This is a genomic window from Burkholderia sp. HAN2018, from assembly GCF_024704855.1.
Classification (GTDB): Bacteria; Pseudomonadota; Gammaproteobacteria; order Burkholderiales; family Burkholderiaceae; genus Burkholderia; species Burkholderia cepacia.
On record NZ_QOBB01000063.1, the window covers coordinates 1 to 18,661 of the forward strand.

Annotated in this window: 16 protein-coding genes and 1 tRNA gene; 6 read left to right on the forward strand and 11 right to left on the reverse strand. The window is 64.8% G+C overall.

What is annotated here, in order from left to right; genetic code table 11:
• A partial coding sequence (locus DPV74_RS17845; RefSeq protein WP_308355549.1) for a biotin/lipoyl-containing protein occupies positions 1–328 on the reverse strand: 328 nt, incomplete at its 3' end.
• Positions 329–396: 68 nt separating this feature from the next.
• Positions 397–3,093 carry a pyruvate dehydrogenase (acetyl-transferring), homodimeric type gene (aceE, locus tag DPV74_RS17850; RefSeq protein ID WP_027786961.1) on the reverse strand — a complete coding sequence of 899 codons (2,697 nt, stop codon included), beginning with the start codon at positions 3,091–3,093 and terminating at the stop codon, positions 397–399.
• Between the two features lie 273 nt (positions 3,094–3,366).
• On the opposite strand from aceE, the gene fixL reads away from it, so the two are divergent.
• Positions 3,367–5,883 carry an oxygen sensor histidine kinase FixL gene (gene fixL, locus DPV74_RS17855; protein WP_027786960.1) on the forward strand — a complete coding sequence of 839 codons (2,517 nt, stop codon included), beginning with the start codon at positions 3,367–3,369 and terminating at the stop codon, positions 5,881–5,883.
• Complete coding sequence (gene fixJ / locus DPV74_RS17860; protein WP_006493245.1) at positions 5,880–6,518, forward strand: oxygen response regulator transcription factor FixJ; 639 nt, start codon at positions 5,880–5,882, stop codon at positions 6,516–6,518. The genes fixL and fixJ overlap by 4 nt, the downstream gene beginning before the upstream one ends.
• A 50-nt stretch (positions 6,519–6,568) precedes the next feature.
• Here the strand turns inward: fixJ and DPV74_RS17865 are convergent, their stop codons facing one another.
• Complete coding sequence (locus tag DPV74_RS17865) at positions 6,569–6,763, reverse strand: hypothetical protein (protein ID WP_119337667.1); 195 nt, start codon at positions 6,761–6,763, stop codon at positions 6,569–6,571.
• On the opposite strand from DPV74_RS17865, the gene folD reads away from it, so the two are divergent.
• Both folD and DPV74_RS17875 read left to right on the forward strand, forming a co-directional pair.
• Positions 6,762–7,622, forward strand: a complete 861-nt coding sequence (gene folD, locus DPV74_RS17870) for a bifunctional methylenetetrahydrofolate dehydrogenase/methenyltetrahydrofolate cyclohydrolase FolD (protein WP_048024084.1) — start codon at positions 6,762–6,764, stop codon at positions 7,620–7,622. The two genes, DPV74_RS17865 and folD, sit on opposite strands and share 2 nt — an antisense overlap.
• Before the next feature lie 251 nt (positions 7,623–7,873).
• The gene (locus DPV74_RS17875; protein WP_027786957.1) at positions 7,874–9,961 is read left to right on the forward strand and encodes a M3 family metallopeptidase; all 2,088 of its coding nucleotides are present in this window, start codon (positions 7,874–7,876) and stop codon (positions 9,959–9,961) included.
• A 60-nt stretch (positions 9,962–10,021) separates the two neighbouring features.
• On the opposite strand, the gene dinB is transcribed toward DPV74_RS17875, so the two are convergent.
• Complete coding sequence (dinB, locus tag DPV74_RS17880; RefSeq protein ID WP_060311937.1) at positions 10,022–11,215, reverse strand: DNA polymerase IV; 1,194 nt, start codon at positions 11,213–11,215, stop codon at positions 10,022–10,024.
• A 136-nt stretch (positions 11,216–11,351) separates the two neighbouring features.
• Between dinB and DPV74_RS17885 the strand changes: the two genes are divergently transcribed.
• Complete coding sequence (locus DPV74_RS17885; protein WP_119337668.1) at positions 11,352–12,044, forward strand: aspartate/glutamate racemase family protein; 693 nt, start codon at positions 11,352–11,354, stop codon at positions 12,042–12,044.
• A 98-nt stretch (positions 12,045–12,142) separates the two neighbouring features.
• On the opposite strand, the gene DPV74_RS17890 is transcribed toward DPV74_RS17885, so the two are convergent.
• Positions 12,143–12,219, reverse strand: a tRNA-Met gene (locus tag DPV74_RS17890).
• A gap of 382 nt (positions 12,220–12,601) precedes the next feature.
• Here DPV74_RS17890 and DPV74_RS17895 point away from each other — a divergent pair.
• Positions 12,602–13,885, forward strand: a complete 1,284-nt coding sequence (locus DPV74_RS17895) for a site-specific integrase (RefSeq protein ID WP_119337669.1) — start codon at positions 12,602–12,604, stop codon at positions 13,883–13,885.
• A gap of 6 nt (positions 13,886–13,891) precedes the next feature.
• Here the strand turns inward: DPV74_RS17895 and DPV74_RS17900 are convergent, their stop codons facing one another.
• The 6 genes from DPV74_RS17900 to DPV74_RS17925 form a co-directional block, all read right to left on the reverse strand.
• Complete coding sequence (locus tag DPV74_RS17900) at positions 13,892–14,791, reverse strand: phytanoyl-CoA dioxygenase family protein (RefSeq protein ID WP_162923074.1); 900 nt, start codon at positions 14,789–14,791, stop codon at positions 13,892–13,894.
• Positions 14,792–14,896: 105 nt separating this feature from the next.
• Positions 14,897–15,376 (reverse strand): DUF2514 family protein, encoded by a 480-nt coding sequence (locus DPV74_RS17905; protein ID WP_119337671.1) that lies wholly within the window; start codon positions 15,374–15,376, stop codon positions 14,897–14,899.
• On the reverse strand, positions 15,373–15,867 hold the full coding sequence (locus DPV74_RS17910) for a glycoside hydrolase family protein (protein WP_119337672.1): 495 nt from the start codon (positions 15,865–15,867) through the stop codon (positions 15,373–15,375). Before DPV74_RS17910 ends, DPV74_RS17905 begins: the two co-directional genes overlap by 4 nt.
• Positions 15,854–16,129, reverse strand: a complete 276-nt coding sequence (locus DPV74_RS17915) for a holin (RefSeq protein WP_240439994.1) — start codon at positions 16,127–16,129, stop codon at positions 15,854–15,856. The genes DPV74_RS17910 and DPV74_RS17915 overlap by 14 nt, the downstream gene beginning before the upstream one ends.
• Positions 16,129–16,464 carry a holin gene (locus DPV74_RS17920; protein WP_119337674.1) on the reverse strand — a complete coding sequence of 112 codons (336 nt, stop codon included), beginning with the start codon at positions 16,462–16,464 and terminating at the stop codon, positions 16,129–16,131. Before DPV74_RS17920 ends, DPV74_RS17915 begins: the two co-directional genes overlap by 1 nt.
• A gap of 7 nt (positions 16,465–16,471) precedes the next feature.
• Positions 16,472–18,661, reverse strand: a complete 2,190-nt coding sequence (locus tag DPV74_RS17925; RefSeq protein ID WP_162923075.1) for a hypothetical protein — start codon at positions 18,659–18,661, stop codon at positions 16,472–16,474.

Consider the following 18,661-nt stretch of genomic DNA (forward strand, 5'->3'; position numbering starts at 1 on the left):
CGGCCTTCGCGGGTGCCGGTGCGGGTGCCGCCGGCGCTGCAGCGGCGGGCGCCGGTGCGCTCGCCTGCGGTGCGGCAGCCGCTGCACCTGCGGCTTCGAGCAGCACGATCAGCGTGCCTTCCGACACCGAATCGCCCACCTTGACCTTGATTTCCTTCACGACGCCGCCTACCGGGCTCGGCACGTCCATCGTCGCCTTGTCCGACTCGAGCGTGACGAGCGACTGCTCCGGCTCGACCGTGTCGCCGACCTTCACGCCGATCTCGATCACCGGCACGTCCTTGTAATCGCCGATATCCGGCACCTTCACTTCGATCGCTTGACTCATCTGTTTCTGTCTCCATGGCCGCGCGCGCTTCTCGCGGAAGCGGCGCGCGGCATCACACGGCGTGTGCGTTAAACGGTCATCGGGTTGGGCTTCGACGGATCGAGGTTGTACTTGGCGATCGCGTCCGCGACCACCTTGCGCTCGATCGTGCCCTCGTCGGCCAGCGCGTTGAGCGCGGCGACGGTGACCCAGTGACGGTCGACTTCGAAGAAGTGACGCAGCTTCTCGCGGGTATCCGAGCGGCCGAAACCGTCGGTGCCCAGCACGACGAAGCGGCGATCGATCTGGCCGCGGATCTGGTCGACCAGCGCGCGGACGTAGTCGGTCGACGCGATGACCGGGCCCTGCGTGTCCTTCAGGCACTTCTGCACGTGCGACAGGCGACGCTCCTCGGTCGGATGGAGCAGGTTCCAGCGCTCGACCTGGTGGCCTTCACGCGCCAGCTCGGTGAAGCTCGGCACGCTCCACAGGTCGGCGGCGACGCCCCAGTCGTTCTTCAGCAGGTCGGCGGCAGCGATCACTTCGTTGAAGATCGTGCCCGCGCCGAGCAGTTGAACGCGCGGCGCCTTCTTGTCGGCATCAGCCTTCTTGAACGAGTACATGCCCTTGATGATGTCGGCCGCCACGTGCTCGCCCTGCGGAATTGCCGGGTGCTCGTAGTTCTCGTTCATCACCGTGATGTAGTAGTACACGTCCTCCTGGTCCTGCACCATGCGGCGCAGGCCGTCCTGAACGATCACCGCGAGTTCGTAGCCGAAGGTCGGGTCGTAGCTCACGCAGTTCGGCACCGATGCCGCCCACAGCAGCGAGTGGCCGTCTTCGTGCTGCAGGCCTTCGCCGTTCAGCGTCGTGCGGCCCGCGGTACCGCCGAGCAGGAAGCCGCGCGAACGCATGTCGCCCGCGGCCCATGCCAGGTCGCCGATCCGCTGGAAGCCGAACATCGAGTAGAAGATGTAGAACGGCACCATGATCTCGCCGTGCGTCGAATACGACGTCGCCGCCGCGATCCAGTCGCACATGCCGCCCGCTTCGTTGATGCCTTCCTGCAGGATCTGGCCGGTCTCCGATTCCTTGTAGAACATCAGCTGGTCGGAATCTTCCGGCACGTACTTCTGGCCCTGCTGGTTCCAGATACCGATCTGGCGGAACAGGCCTTCCATGCCGAACGTACGCGATTCGTCCGGGACGATCGGCACGACGCGCTTGCCGAGCGCCTTGTCCTTCAGCAGGATGTTCAGGATCCGCACGAACGCCATCGTCGTCGAGATCTCGCGGCCCTCGCCCGTGCCCTTCAGCAGCGGTTCGAACGCATCGAGCGCCGGCACCGGCAGCGACGTCGCCTTCTCGCGGCGATGCGGCAGGTAGCCGCCGAGATCCATGCGCTGCTTGCGCATGTATTCGAGTTCCTTCGAGCCTTCCTCGAACTTCAGGTACGGCACGTCGGCGATCTGCTCGTCGGTGATCGGCAGGCGGAACTGGTCACGGAACTTCTTCAGTTGCTCGACCGGCAGCTTCTTCTGCTGGTGCGTGATGTTCATCGCCTGGCCCGATTCGCCCATCCCGTAGCCCTTGATGGTCTTCGCGAGAATGACGGTCGGCGCACCCTTCGTGTTCGTGGCTTCGTGGAAAGCCGCGTAGATCTTGTGCGGATCGTGGCCGCCGCGGTTCAGCGCCCAGATGTCGTCGTCGGACCAGTCGGCGACGAGCGCCTTCAGTTCAGGCGTGTTGAAGAAGTGCTCGCGCACGAACGCGCCCGACTCCGACTTGTACGTCTGGTACTCGCCGTCGACGACTTCCATCATGCGGCGCATCAGCGCGCCCGTCTTGTCGCGTGCGAACAGCGCATCCCAGCGGCTGCCCCAGATGACCTTGATCACGTTCCAGCCGGCACCGCGGAATTCCGATTCCAGTTCCTGGATGATCTTGCCGTTGCCGCGCACCGGGCCGTCGAGACGCTGCAGGTTGCAGTTGATCACGAACACGAGGTTGTCGAGCTTTTCGCGGCTCGCCATCCCGATCGCGCCGAGCGATTCCGGCTCGTCCGTCTCCCCGTCGCCGAGGAATGCCCACACCTTGCGGCCTTCCGTCTTCGCGATGCCGCGCGCTTCCAGGTACTTCATGAAACGTGCCTGGTAGATCGCCATGATCGGGCCGAGACCCATCGACACGGTCGGGAACTGCCAGAAGTCCGGCATCAGCCACGGGTGCGGGTACGACGAAATGCCGTTGCCGTCGACTTCCTGGCGGAAGTTGTCGAGCTGCTCTTCCTTCAGGCGGCCGAGCAGGAATGCGCGCGAGTACACGCCCGGCGACGAGTGGCCCTGCACGAACACGAGATCGCCGCCGTGCTGCTCGGACGCTGCGTGCCAGAAATGGTTGTAGCCGACGTCATAGAGCGTCGCGGCCGACGCGAACGACGCGATGTGGCCGCCGACGTTCGTGTCCTTGCCTGCACGCAGCACCATCGCCAGCGCGTTCCAGCGCGTGTACGAACGGATGCGGTGCTCGATGTCCTGGTCGCCAGGGATCTTCGCCTGGGCTTCGACCGGGATCGTGTTGATGTACGGGGTATTGGCGGAGAACGGCAGGTGTTCGCCGTGCATGCGGGCGAACTCGATCTGCTTTTCGATCAGGTAATGCGCGCGGCCGGTGCCCACGGAGGAGATCACGCCATCGAGCGACTCTAGCCACTCGACGGTTTCTTGCGGGTCGTCGTCACGTTCGGCGGCGACATATTTCATCACTTCGTTCGGTACAGCGGACATTCTCGTCTCCTGGGTCCTGGAATGTGAGGATCGCTCTCGTGCAGACGACGCGACGCGACCGGCTGCGGGCAAGCTCCAGCGGATTGTAATGAGCGTGCGCGGGCCTGCGCAACAAAATTTTCGAATAGTGAGATCTTTTCTCGCAATGCGGAATATTGCTGCGCTGCACCCATATTTCGGGGCTCTCCGGCGCGTCCCGGCGAAACAAATCCGTTTCCGTTCAACATATCCGGTATAGGTTTTCCATGTATTGCGCTGCGCTACAATCCTGCCATGTTGACCGATCGGCTTTTCGCACGCTCGGCGCGACCGTCGGGCCCGCCGGCGGAGTCGCAGCCGTCCCGTTGGCACCACGGACCGTGGTGGTCCAATTCCTATTTGCTGACGCCACTGCTGTCGATCCTCGTGTTCCTGGTGGTGATGAGCCTCATCCTGTGGAGCCTCAACCGCCGCGAACAGCAGCAGCAGGAAGACACCCTCTTCCGGAACGTCGCGTGGGCGCAGCAGCAGATCCGCCTGTCGATGACGGGCGCGCAGGAACAGCTCCAGGCACTGTCGCGCGACCTCGCGTCCGGCCGTCTCGACCAGAACGCGTTCCAGATGGCCGTCGCGGACGTGATGCAGACGCACCCGGAAATCCTCTACCTGAACTGGTACACGTCGCCCGGCGTACAGCGCTGGCCGACCGTGCATCCGCCGCTGCTCGGCCAGCGGCTCGCGAAGCCCGGCGAAGCGCAGATGCAGGACGCCGTGCGCGGCGCATACGACGAGGCGCGCAGCACGCGCCGCCAGGCCTATTCGCCGCTGATCTACGACGACTTCGGCAACGGCTTCATCACGCTGCAGACGCCCGTCATGCGCGGCGACCGCGAGTACCTCGGCTCGATCGCCGCGGTGTTCTCGGTCGAAGGCATCCTGAAGCACGACATCCCGCAGGAACTGTCGTCGAAGTACAAGATCTCGATCACCGACGCGAACAACCGCGAGCTGTCGTCCACGTCGACGCGCCCGCGCCTGCCGCGCGACTCGCACTACGACCTGCCGCTCGATCCGCCCGGCCAGGGGCTGACCGTGCGCGTGTACGCATTCCCGCAGCTCACGAACCTCACCAACAACACGCTCGTGTGGCTCGTGGCGGGCCTGTCGTGCTTCGTGCTGTGGAGCCTCTGGAGCCTGTGGAAGCACACGCGCCAGCGCTTCGAGGCGCAGCAGGCGCTGTACGCGGAAGCGTTCTTCCGCCGCGCGATGGAGAATTCGGTGCTGATCGGCATGCGCGTGCTCGACATGCACGGCCGCATCACGCACGTGAACCCCGCGTTCTGCCGGATGACGGGCTGGGACGAAACCGACCTCGTCGGCAAGGTCGCGCCGTTCCCGTACTGGCCGCGCGACGCTTACCCGGAAATGCAGCGCCAGCTCGACATGACGCTGCGCGGCAAGGCGCCGAGCTCGGGCTTCGAGCTGCGCGTGCGGCGCAAGAACGGCACGCTGTTCCATGCGCGCCTGTACGTGTCGCCGCTGATCGACAGTTCGGGCCGCCAGACCGGCTGGATGTCGTCGATGACCGACATCACCGAGCCGAAGCGCGCGCGCGAGGAACTCGCGGCCGCGCACGAGCGCTTCACGACGGTGCTCGAAAGCCTCGACGCCGCGGTGTCGGTGCTGGCCGCCGACGAAGCCGAGCTGCTGTTCGCGAACCGCTACTACCGCCACCTGTTCGGCATTCGCCCGGACGGCCATCTCGAGCTGTCGGGCGGCGGCTTCGACCGCGCGCAGGCATCGTCCGACTCGATCGACATGGTCGACGCGTTCGCGGGCTTGCCGGCCGCCGCGCTGACGAGCAGCACCGCCGATGCGCAGGAGGTGTACGTCGAGAGCATCCAGAAGTGGTTCGAGGTGCGCCGCCAGTACATCCAGTGGGTGGACGGCCACCTCGCGCAGATGCAGATCGCGACCGACATCACGACCCGCAAGAAGGCGCAGGAGCTCGCGCACCAGCAGGAAGAGAAGCTGCAGTTCACGAGCCGATTGATGACGATGGGTGAAATGGCGTCGTCGATTGCTCACGAATTGAATCAGCCGCTCGCCGCGATCAACAACTACTGCTCGGGCACGCTCGCGCTCGTCAAGAGCGGCCGCGGCACGCCCGAGACGCTGCAGCCCGCGCTGGAAAAGACCGCGCAGCAGGCGCTGCGCGCCGGGATGATCGTCAAGCGGATCCGCGAATTCGTGAAGCGCAGCGAACCGAAGCGCCAGCCGGCCCGGGTCGCGGACATCGTCGCCGACGCGGTCGGGCTCGCTGAAATCGAGGCCAGGAAGCGCAGGATCCGGATCGTCACGGAAATCCTCGCAAGAATGCCTATTATTTATGTCGACCCCGTGCTGATCGAGCAGGTGCTCGTGAACCTGATGAAGAACGCGGCCGAGGCGATGGCCGACGTGAAGCCGGCGTCGGCGGACGGCGTGATCCGCGTCATCGCCGACATCGAGGCGGGATTCGTCGACATCCGCGTGATCGACCAGGGCCCGGGCGTCGACGAAGCGACCGCCGAGCGCCTGTTCGAACCGTTTTACAGCACCAAGTCCGATGGCATGGGCATGGGGCTGAACATCTGCCGTTCGATCATCGAATCGCATCGGGGGCGTCTGTGGGTGGTCAACAACGTCGAGCCGGATGGCCGCATTTCCGGCGCGACGTTCCACTGCAGCCTGCCCATTGGGGAACCCGCTGATCTCGGCCAAGGGGGGCGCGAGGCATCGGCATCACATACCGTTACGGGAGAACTATGAATAGCCCTGTCACCACCACTCAGGAAACCGTCTTCGTCGTCGACGACGACGAGGCCGTACGGGACTCGCTGCGCTGGCTGCTGGAGGCGAACGGCTATCGCGTGCAATGCTTCTCGAGCGCCGAGCAGTTCCTCGATGCGTACCAGCCGGCGCAGCAGGCCGGCCAGATCGCGTGCCTGATCCTCGACGTGCGGATGTCGGGCATGAGCGGTCTCGAGCTGCAGGAGCGCCTGATCGCCGACAATGCCGCGCTGCCGATCATCTTCGTCACGGGTCACGGCGACGTGCCGATGGCCGTGTCGACGATGAAAAAGGGTGCGATGGACTTTATCGAGAAACCGTTCGACGAAGCCGAGCTGCGCAAGCTCGTCGAGCGGATGCTCGACAAAGCCCGAAGCGAAAGCAAGAGCGTCCAGGAGCAGCGTGCCGCGAGCGAACGCCTGTCGAAGCTGACCGCGCGTGAGCAGCAGGTGCTCGAACGGATCATCGCGGGCCGCCTGAACAAGCAGATCGCCGACGATCTCGGCATCAGCATCAAGACGGTCGAAGCGCACCGCGCGAACATCATGGAAAAGCTCAACGTCAATACGGTGGCCGACCTGCTGCGCCTCGCGCTGTCGAAGAAGCAGGCCTGAGCGTCGCACGCGGCTCCGGGCAGCCCTGCCCGGCCGGCCGCACCATCGGACTACCGCGCCGCGCGATGCGGCCCACTCGCGCGGCATCCCGGCGCTTCCTCCCGGAGCGCCGGCACCGACGCCATGACGCTTTCCTTGTATTCACTGTCGGACGACAGCAGGCGACCGGTATAATTGCGTGCTTTGCTGCGGCGCTTCGCGTGCCGCACGCCCGCATTCCAACTTCCCGGCAGGACCACCACCATGACAGCCCTCCTCATCGACGGCAACGCCCTCTCGAAGACCTTGCGCGCGCAGGCCGCCGAACGCGCCGCCGCCCTGACCGCACGCGGCCACCAGCCCGGTCTCGCGGTGATCCTCGTCGGCGCCAACCCGGCGAGCGAAGTCTACGTGCGCAACAAGATCAAGGCATGCGAGGACAACGGCTTCTTCTCGCTGAAGGATGCGTACCCGGCCACGCTGTCGGAAGCCGACCTGCTCGCGCGCATCGACGAGCTGAACCGCGACCCGAAGATCCACGGCATTCTCGTCCAGCTGCCGCTGCCCGCGCACATCGACAGCCACAAGGTGATCGAGGCGATCGCGCCGGAGAAGGACGTCGACGGCTTCCACATCGCGAACGCCGGCGCGCTGATGACCGGCAAGCCGCTGTTCCGGCCGTGCACGCCGTACGGCGTGATGAAGATGTTCGAGGCGCACGGCATCCCGCTGCAGGGTGCGAACGCGGTCGTGATCGGCCGCTCGAACATCGTCGGCAAGCCGATGGCGATGATGCTGCTCGACGCCGGCGCGACCGTGACGATCTGCCACAGCAAGACGCGTGACCTCGCCGCGCATACGCGGCAGGCCGATGTCGTGGTCGCCGCGGTCGGCAAGCGCAACATCCTGACCGCCGACATGGTGAAGCCCGGCGCGACGGTGATCGACGTCGGCATGAACCGCGACGATGCGGGCAAGCTGTGCGGCGACGTCGACTTCGCGGGCGTGAAGGAAGTGGCCGGCCACATCACGCCGGTGCCGGGCGGCGTCGGCCCGATGACCATCACGATGCTGCTGATCAACACGATCGAAGCCGCCGAGCGCGCGGCCGACGCAGCCGCCTGACCCTGCCCGTTCAGCCGGCGTGCGGTTCCGCGCGCCGGCGCCTCGCCGGCCGCACCTGGCCGGCCGCACCTTGCCGGCCGCACCTTGCCGGCCGCCCCGTCCCGCATTCGACCCCGCGCCAATCGCGTCGTTAGAAACTAACGATTGGAAAGCGCGCGATGCGCCCCAATAATGTCGATATCGGGCGCCGCGCTGCCGTGCGCGCCTTACCCTTTTCACTCCGGTTCATCCGGCAACAGACAGGGAGTCTTATGTCCGCCAGCGCCAACACCAACCCGCTTCTCGACTTCTCGGGCCTGCCCCGCTTCGGCGAGATCCGCCCGGAACACGTGACGCCCGCGCTCGACACGCTGCTCGATGCCGCCAACCGCGCGGTCGAGACGGCAAGCGCCGCCGCGACGCCGGCAACCTGGGCGGATGTCGTCGAAACGGTCGAGCATGCGACGGAGCCGCTCGGTCGCGCGTGGGGCATCGTCGGCCACCTGAACGCGGTCGCCGATACCCCCGAACTGCGGGCCGCCTACGGCGAAAACCTGCCGCGCGTGACCGAATTCTGGTCGAGCGTCGGCCAGAACCTCGCGCTGTACGAGAAGTACAAGGCGATCGCCGCGAGTGCCGAATACGCAACGCTGTCCACCGAACGCAAAAAGATTCTCGACAACGCGCTGCGCGATTTCCGCCTGTCGGGCGCCGAGCTGCCCGAGGACCAGAAGCCGCGCTTCGCGGAACTGCAGGAACAGCAGGCCGCGCTGTCGAAGGCCTTCTCCGATCACGTGCTCGACGCGACCAACGCGTACGCGTACATCGTGCAGGACGACGCCGAACTGGCCGGCCTGCCCGGCGACGCGATCGAGGCCGCCCGCGAAGCCGCGCAGAAGGACGGCAAGGAAGGCTGGAAATTCACGCTGCACTTCCCGTCGTACTTCCCGGTGCTGCAATACGCCGACAACCGCGCACTGCGCGAGACGCTCTACCGCGCCTATGCGACGCGCGCGTCGGAACTCGGGCCGCAGTACGGCGACGGCAAGGCCGAATGGGACAACACGGCGATCGTCGCCGATGCGCTGAAGCTGCGCCGCGAAGAGGCGCAGATGCTCGGCTACCGCAACTTCGCCGAAGTGTCGCTCGCGCCGAAGATGGCCGAATCGCCGCAGCAGGTGATCGCGTTCCTCGAGGATCTCGCGACGCGCGCACGCCCGCACGCGGACAAGGACTGGGACGAGCTGCGCACGTTCGCCGCGAAGGAACTCGGCCTCGCCGAACTCGCGCCGTGGGACGTCGCATACGCGGCCGAGAAGCTGCGCCAGCAGCGCTACGCGTTCTCGGAAAACGAGGTCAAGCAGTACTTCCCGGAGCCGGCCGCGCTGAAGGGCCTGTTCACCGTCACCGAGACGCTGTTCGGCGTCCAGATCAAGCCGGACGATGCGCCGGTGTGGCACAAGGACGTGCGCTTCTTCCGCGTCGAAAACCGCGACGGCTCGCTCGTCGCGCAGTTCTATCTCGACCTGTACGCGCGCGAAGGCAAGCGCGGCGGTGCATGGATGGACGACGCGCGTTCGCGCGCGAAGCGCGGCAGCACCGTGCAGACGCCGGTCGCGTACCTGACCTGCAACTTCTCGGCACCGGTCGGCGGCAAGCCCGCATGCTTCACGCACGACGAAGTCATCACGCTGTTCCATGAATTCGGCCACGGACTGCACCACATGCTCACGCGCGTCGACGAGCTCGGCGTGTCGGGCATCAACGGCGTCGAATGGGATGCCGTCGAGCTGCCGTCGCAGTTCATGGAAAACTTCTGCTGGGAATGGGACGTGCTGTCGTCGATGTCGTCGCACGTCGATACGGGCGCCGCGCTGCCGCGCGAGCTGTTCGACAAGATGATCGCCGCGAAGAACTTCCAGAGCGGGCTCGGCACGCTGCGCCAGATCGTGTTCTCGATGTTCGACATGCTGCTGCACGTCGACTTCGACCCGGCCGGCGCCACCGGCGTGACCGCATTCGCGCGCGAGATCAACGAACGCTATCACGTGATCCCGCAAGCCGCGTTCTCGCGCTGGCCGAACACGTTCAGCCACATCTTCGCGGGCGGCTACGCGGCCGGCTACTACAGCTACAAGTGGGCCGAGGTGCTGTCGGCCGATGCGTACGCGGCGTTCGAGGAAGCGGCCGCCGCGAGCGGCAGCGTGCTCGACGCGGCGACCGGCACGCGCTATCGCCGCGAAATCCTCGAGGTCGGCGGCAGCCGCCCGGCGATGGATTCGTTCAAGGCGTTCCGCGGCCGCGAGCCGCAGATCGATGCGCTGCTGCGCCACAACGGGATGGCCGCACCCGCGCACTGAGCGCCCGCTGCCCGGCTCGTCCGGCTGCATCGAAAGGCACCGCCGCGGCGGTGCCTTTTTTCATGGCGCCGGGGGTTCGCCGGCTGCGTCGTCGGCGTTACCGGCTTCGTCGTCGAACAGCGAGAACTGCCCGTGGCGCTCGGCGGTATCCTCGTCGATGCGCACGCCGACGCCGAGCAGCCGCACCGCCTGCGCACGCCGTTGCAGCCCCTTCGCGAGCAGCGTGACGGCCGTATCCGCATGCGTCGCGTCGGCCACGCACTCGACCGTCGTCCGCTGGAAATCGGCGAAGCGGATCTTCACGTACAGTTTGCGGATCGACCGCGCGGCGCCCGCCCGCGCGATACGCGCGTCGAGCTGCACGACGAGGCGGCGGATTTCTTCCGCGCACTGCTCGAGCGTCGTCAGATCGGTAACGTAGGTCGTCTCGACGCTGACCGACTTGCGCTCCTGGTCGGCCTGCACCGGCCGCTCGTCGATCCCGCGCGACAATTCGTACAGCCGCCGCCCGAACGCGCCGAATTCGCGGTGCAGGTCGATCAGCGGCCAGTCGCGCAATTGCGCGCAGGTCTGGATGCCGAGCCGGTCGAGCCGCGAGGCCGTCACCTTGCCGACGCCGTGCAGCTTGCGCACCGGCAGCGCCGCGACGAACGCGTCGATCTCGTGCGGCCGCACGACGAACAGCCCGTCGGGCTTGTTCCAGTCGGACGCGATCTTCGCGATGAACTTGTTCGGCGCGACGCCGGCCGACACGGTCACGCCGACCGTATCGTGCACGCGCTGACGGATCTCCCGCGCAATCAGCGTCGCACTCCCCTGGCACCGCTCCGACCCGCTGACGTCGAGGTACGCCTCGTCGAGCGACAACGGCTCGACGTCGGGCGTGTAGTCGCGATAGATCGCCATGATCTGCCGCGATGCCGCGCGGTACTTGTCCATCGCGGACGGCAGGATCAGCAGGTCCGGACACTTGCGCATCGCCAGCGCCGACGACATCGCCGAATGCACGCCGTAGCGCCGCGCCTCGTAGTTGCAGGTCGCGATCACGCCGCGCTGGTCGGGCCGGCCGCCGACCGCGAGCGGCCGGTTGCGCAGCGACGGGTCGTCGCGCATCTCGACCGACGCGTAGAAGCAGTCGCAATCGCAATGAATGATCTTGCGCATGCGCGGCAGCACGTCGCCCGGCGGCGGCGCGTGCGGATCGGCAGGCGGAATGATGGTCGGGTTCACGGTGCCGATACTGTACAAAAACACAGTGCCGGTTTCAACTGTCGCGTGCGGTCGCGCCCGGCTGTGCCGTACCGGCCCGCTTTGCACGGATCGTACCGGCCGGCGCGGGCAGCGGCGCCTATACTCGTCTGCCGCAATACACGAAACGCAAAGGTGACGGATGAAGACGATCGGACTGATCGGCGGGATGAGCTGGGAATCGTCGGCAGAGTACTACCGGATGATCAATCGCCATTCGAAGGCGCTGCACGGCGGACATCACAACGCGAAAAGCGTGCTGGTCACGGTCGATTTCGCGGAGATCGAAGCGCTGCAGCGCACGCACGACTGGGCCGCGCTCGGCGAGCGGATGGCGAGTGCCGCGCGGCAGCTCGAAGCGGCCGGCGCCGATCTTGTCGTGTTGACGACCAATACGATGCATCGCGTCCACGCCGCGATCGAAGCCGCGGTGACGCTGCCGTTCCTGCACATCGCCGATCCGACCGGCGCCGCGCTGCGCGATGCGGGCATCGAGCGCGTCGCGCTGCTGGGCACGCGCTACACGATGGAGTTGCCGTTCTACGCGGAGCGGTTGCGCGACAGGTTCGGCATGGAGGTGCTCGTGCCGGACGAACGCGGGCGCGACGACGTGCACCGGATCATCTACGACGAGCTGTGCCACGGCGTCATCGCGCCGGAATCGCGCGCGACGTACGGGACGATCATCGAGGAACTGGCGACGCGCGGCGCCCAGGCGGTGATCCTCGGTTGCACGGAAATCACGCTGCTGATCGGCGCGGACGACTCGCCGCTGCCGGTGTTCGATACGACCGCGCTGCATGCGAAGGCGGCGGTCGAGTGGGCGGCGCAATAGCGGCGCCGCGCGCAGAAAACAAAAAACCCGGCATGGAGCCGGGTTCTTGTCGACGAAGCGCGCATCGGTCATATGCGCTGCACATCGTCTGGTGTGCTTGGTTGCGGGGGTAGGATTTGAACCTACGACCTTCGGGTTATGAGCCCGACGAGCTGCCAGACTGCTCCACCCCGCGTCAGAGAAATAAATTATAGGGTGAGGGAGTACTCACGTCAATACTTTTGTCACAATTTCTTCCCGATTCCCCGAGACGGCGGTGCGAGGCACCACCCCCGCCCCGCACGACGGGCGCGTTCGCACCGCGTGCTCGCGGTAAGATGGCGGCCTTCGCATTTACCCCGCACGCACACTCCCGTTCATGAAAATCGCCACCTGCGATCTTTATTAACGTCCAAGGGTGACCAGAAACGGCTACCGTATCGCCCGAAACCCCAAGCCCATCAAGGGTTTCCGCCTAACCACATACAAGAATGTCTAAGAGTGGTTAAGCAAATTCGGGTAGCTAGGCGGGTAGCTAATTCGCTGGCACTATCGCCTGACTACCCACGAGGAACGCTATGGCTAGGCAAACGAATGTGCTCGACGATCTGCAGCTGCGGCGCTGGATCGCGGCCGGGAAACCGGTCGCAAAGTCAGACGGCGACGGGCTGACCTTCACGCTTTCCGCCGGCGGCACGGCCGCGTGGATTCTGCGTTACCGGCTCGCCGGCGGTCGTCGCCGCGAGCTGACGCTCGGCAACTACCCCGACCTGTCGCTCGCGGCCGCGCGCAAGGCTGCCCGCGCGCACCGCGTCGCGATCGACAACGGCGCCGACCCGGCTGCAGCGAAGAAGACCGAGCGCGCGGCGTCGGCCGCCGCTTGGACCGTCAACGACCTGGTTGCCGACTTCCGCGCGAAGCGATTCGCGCAGGACATCGAGAAACCGCTGTCGGCCAGCACGATCTACTACCGCACGTGGGATCTCGACAACGTCGTCGGCCCGAAGCTCGGTTCCTTGGAAGTGCGCCGCGTGACACCGGCCGACGTCGTGCAGGCGATCGAGGACGCCGGCCGCGGCTGGACGATGTCGAAGCGGATCCTCACCACCATGACGCAGGTGTTCGACCACGCGTGCGGCCGCAAGATCATTGCCGCTAACCCGTGCGCCGGTGTGAAGCTGACGGCGATCATGGGCGCCCGCCCGAAGGTCAAGCCGCGCGTGATGCTCGGCGTCGACGAGCTGGCGAAGATCCTGCCCGGCATCGACGAGACGATCGGCCGCGAGAACGGGCTGATGCTGCGTATCCTGCTCGCGACGTGTGTGCGCACGAACGAGCTCGTCAAGGCGCGCAAGGAGTTCGTCGACCTGCAGCGCGGCACATGGTTCGTGGCAGACGACACCGTCAAGACGCGCAACGGTTTCCTCGTGCCGCTCGTGCCGCTCGTCGCGTCGTGGTTCGCGGAACTGATCGCGCTGTCCGGCGATTCGCCGTGGCTGCTGCCGGCACGCGGCCAGCGCCGCATCAACCGGCTCGGCGACACGCACGTCGGCAACACGACGCTTTGGGCAGCGATTGATCGCGCCTTCCAGCGCGGCGGCCTCGAAGCGCGCCGCTTCACGCCGCACGACACGCGCAGCACGGCCAAGGGCCACATGATGAACATGGGCATCCCGAAAGAGATCACCGAGATCGCGCTGAACCACAAGCTCAAAGGGATGGAGGGGATCTACGATGTGCGGCAGGAAATCCCCGAGCGGCGCGCCGCACTCGAGAAGTGGGCTGAGTTTGTCGGCGCGTGCGCAGACGGCCGCGAGGCTGACATCATCCCGATCCGGCAGCCGCTGATCGCGGCTGCATGATGGGCGTCAGCCGACCGTACCGACCTTCTGGTGTTCGCGAGCGATATACGCCCCACCGTACGCCGCTCGCTCGGTGCCGCGCAGCCAGTGATATTCCGGCGCGACGTCGATGTCTCCCTGCCGCCAATAGTGGACAACGACCGAACGCCGGGTTTTCGACGGGTTCGTGATCGGCATGCCGCCGTGCAGCAACTGCGAGTGCCAGATAAAGAGATCGCCCGGGCCACCGTAGAAAATCTCGCGCTTCAGCCCACGCTTTTCTACCTCGCCGAACAGGTACTCATCGCAAAGATGCTGCTCATCCGGCACAGCGCGAAGGTGCCCGGTCGAAAATCGGTACTTCGGAATCAGGTGCGATTTCGGGTAAAAGAACAGCGGCCCGTTTTCTTCCGTGTACTGTTCGAGCGGAACAGCGATCACGGCCATGCGGTCCTCGACACCCGGCGGCATGTACCAGGTATCGACGTGCGGGCGTTGCGAACTACCGACCGTGAAGTGCAGCGAATTTATAATCGACGGCTTCCCCTCAAGCAACGCTGACAGCAAATTAGCCAGCTTCGGGTCAAGCACAATCGAACGAAATTCGTCGCTTTCGAGATAGAAGTCATTGATCTTGTGGTTCAACGACTTGCCGTGATCGGGTGCGTCAGCGAGCCGCATCCGGCGCCCCGCCAAGTCCCCGTCACCGAAATCGACGATCAGCTTTTCATTGCGCGGGACGTCCCACAACGACACCGCCTGTTCACGGATCTGCTCGACGACCTTCGGCTTAAAGAAGTCTTTCAGAATCAAAAAGCCTTCCGCGTCGTACTGCCGCTTGAGCGCTTCAATACGGCTCGCACTTGGCGTCTCGCCGAGAAGATTCGCAAACACCCCCGTTACGCTCTTCGCAAGTTTGGTCAGCATGGTTCTTTTCATTTTGATAATAATGACCTTGCGATCCTACCAATCATTTCTTAAAAATGTAAGGCACCCCCTTGCAAACCGTTTTGGTACAAACCCGAATTCAGTTCATTTAGCTGACGACGTCAAGGCGTCGTAGTCGCGCTCGCATTGCTGGCCGGCGATGCGGGCCCGATCAGCGTACTCTGCCAGTTCGCCCGCGCGCTGGTCAGCGCGGCCGAGCACGTCGGCAAGCAGATCGAGGGCGTCGCCGGCTGCCGGGCTTCCGGGGGTAGCGGCGGGATGGCGGGCGGCCGCGACAAGCTGGTCGACGCGCTGCTGCAGGCTGCCAGCGGCAGCACGAGCAGCAAAAGCATCCGCGAGCGCGGCTGTGCGTTGTTGGTTCGCATCGTTTGCGATCTCCGATTGTGCCGCGGTGCGGCGTTGTTCTTCGGCGCGCGCCGCAGCGACGGCGGCGATCTGTGCCTTCTGCGCGGCGAGCGTCGTCGTGCGCACGCCGTCGGCATGCCCTTTGAAGTAGCAGCCGCCGGCAGTGATCGCGAGCGAGATGATGAAAGCCAGCCAGAAGCGCGGGTCGAGGATCGTCATGCTGCGACCTCCCCGCCGGCCGATTGGTACGCGGCGAGCAACCGCTCGATGTCGTTCTCGTGCTGCCCGTAGCCGGCGCCCGGCAGGCTGGCCCAGACGCTCGACACCTTCGCGACAGCCTCGCGGAAGCGCCCGGCATCGATCAGCGGCAGCGCGCCATGCTCACGCAGTTGCTGCAGCGCGTAGCGATCCTGCGACACAGGCCCGAAGTCGGGCAGCTTCATCTGCGCCTGGTAGATGCGCCACCAGCGATAGAGGATCTGGTAGCGGCCGGCGGCCGTCGACGGAACGGGGATCTGTCGGTTCAGTACATTCGGGTGCACTGCATAGCTCGAGAACAACAGCGGCCGCGCCGGCGTCGCGCCGACCAGCACGTTATATCCGTCGTCCGACTTCGCGAGCAGCGCGGGCGTGATCTCGCTCGCAGCGATCATATCGAGGAAGGCGACGCGGTTTTTCCCGCCCGCCGTTGCTACGTCAATGCGCGCCATGCTTATGCTCCTTCGTCCACCAGTAAGCCTTGCGCCCCATCACCCACAGGCACACGATCGCCATGCCGACCATCATCAGTGTCTCGGGCAGGTCGATCACGGATAGCATGCGGATCGGTTTCAACACGTTGACGGCTGCCGCGATGCCGATGATCGAGAAGCCGACCGTGCCCCACCAGCCCGTGGTGATCGCGTCGGTGACGGCAATCCAGATGCAAAAGGCGAGGACAACGAGGTTTGCGAAAACGAAAATCGTGACCATCACGGACCTCCGAAAATGCGTCGTTTCAAAGCCCCGATGAAGTCTGCGTTGTTGATTTCTTTGAACAGCTCTTTCGTGACGGCCAGGCCGAACAGGCCGACCAGAAACCCGATTGCCTGCTGCGCTCCGCTGTCGGTAATCGCGAACCACGACACAGCGGCCGGCCCGCCGTAATAAGCGATCGCGGCGCCGGACAGAAACGACACCGCTTTCTGCCGCCCCGTCAGCCCGTCGCCGATGAAGCGCAACGCGATCAGCGAGCCGACGGCGCCCGGCACAATCTTGATGAGCAGCGCGCCGGCAGCGGCGGCAAGGCTGGTTGTCGGTTCTGCCATGGTCACCTCATGCGGCCGACGGGGTGAGCGACCCCGCACCGTCTTCGAGTTTCTTCAGGCGCGCGTCGATGTCGGCATACGCTTCCTGAAACGCTTTCCAGAGAACAGGGATCAACTGATCCGGTCGCAAGTGCTGCACACCTTCCGAGTCGAGAACGTAGCCTGCGAAGTCGATGCCGAGGGCTTCAAAAGCGGCTTTCACATCCGGCGCGAGGAAGCCCCAATGCGTTCGCTTTCCTGCGTGCGAAACAAACTCGGTTCGTTTTGCCTTGCGGGTCGCCATGCGCGGCACCGGGTGCGTCAGCGGAATCGTCTTCGCCTCCTGTGCCGGCGCGAGCACCGCGCCGGATCGCGGATCTCGCACTTCGTTCGCCGCGGGAATTGTCTGGAACACGGGTTCGCCGTTCTCGTCGACAACTTGCACGTAGTCGAAAACCGGTACTTCGCGCGTCGTCTGCCGCGTTACCTGCGTCGGCACCCCGTCACGCATTTCGATGACGAGCTCGTCAGCGGTGACGGTTTCAGTGACCTGGTATTCTTCGTCGTAGTCGACAACCTCGGGGAGCACCCCCCCATCAATCCATTTCCACGTCGAAGGCTTCAGATTGAGAACCAGCGGCAGTGTGATCGGCAGCGCGTCGATATCCGTCTTGAGACTTGGATCGGATGTTTGGATCGTGCCGTTCGCTGACCAGAGCGATGCCCATCGATAGCTCGCCGAACCGCAGAAATACGTGTTGTCGACGATCGGCTGAAGGTGTCCAGCAACGAAGTGGCTGCCAACAGCCGTGCCGCCAAGCGTCACGTGTCCGTCGGCATCGCAACCGATCACGGGCTGCGGCGCAAAGTCACCTTGCCCGGATACGATGCCCTTCACCACCTGCCCGCGAGTCTGGTCGTAACCGATGCGGATACCACCGCCGGTAAAGGGCGGCGCATTACCGAGATCCACACCATACCGATGCGTGCCTCGAATATCGAGACTCACGACGGAGCTACTCAGATCCTGAATGGTCGACTGCTGGACGGTGTTCGGCTGGAATCGAAGGCCGTAGTACCACAGTGGTGCGCCGGTCGCGGTGCTGATCAGCATCGCGCACGTGTTTCGGTACCCGAGGCCGTTCATCATCAGGCCAATCGAGTTTGCCGCCCCCATCTCGTTGTAGTCTCCAGCCCAGTTGTTGATGTTCAATTCCTGGCCGAAGATATTCGAGCTTTGATACGGGAATCCTGCCTCGGCAATCGCGACGTTGTTAAATGCCCAGATGCCACCACTGTTCGCGTAGCCGCGGATCGCGGTGTAAAGCGTCACATTGCCGCCGAGCGGGTTCGTGCCTTTGTTGCTCACGAACTCGAACTGCGCCATGAACTGTTGGTTCTCGGATTGTGTCGCGCCCGCGCAGATGAAGCTGGCATCGGTCGGCAGCGGGCTACCGAACGGTTCGCTCGACAGCAATTGCTGCGCCGAGATGTTCATGCCCGTTGCGATCGCACCGGTCAATTTCCAGCGGGCCCCGTCGGCGGCGACGACGATGTACGGCAGGCTTTCGTCGCTTGTCGTATCGGTTTCGTCCTGCCGATACTTACCACCGCCCCGTCCGTCGCCGGCGGTGTTCGCGCCGAGCACGAACGCATCTTGTGCTGACGCTTTCTCAATCAGACGCAGCATTGCGTAGTTGTCGACGACCGGCGAAGTGACCGAGCCGATCGTCATATTGATCGCCCGCACGTCGCCTTTGTTGTCGAATCCAAGTACGCGGTTTGCCCGATCGTTCGCCTTTGGCAACATCGTCGTCGGATTGATGTCCGCTACCGGAACCTGAAGCGCGCGACCGATCCCCGCCGCGTGCTGCTGCGCGATCATGGTCAGCTTGTCGAGCGCTTTCTCCGTCGTCTTCGCAGGGAAGGCGTCATTCTGCTGATACTGCGTTTCCTGCGTGACCGGTACGCTGCGGTAAATGTGCAGCTTGTATCCCGCTGCGATAATCGAGGTAGTCGTGAGCAGACCGCCGGCCGGATTTCCCGCGCCGGTCAACGTGTAATCACTCCCATAAATCAAGGGCACGAGTGTCCCATCCGCTGCGATACGATCGGTCGTAATGTGCGCGTTGTTCAGAAAGTAGAACGGGATCGTGAAACTGACAGTCGATCCGTCAGTTGCGTGGGTAACGTCTTGGACGTCAGATGCGACGGTCAT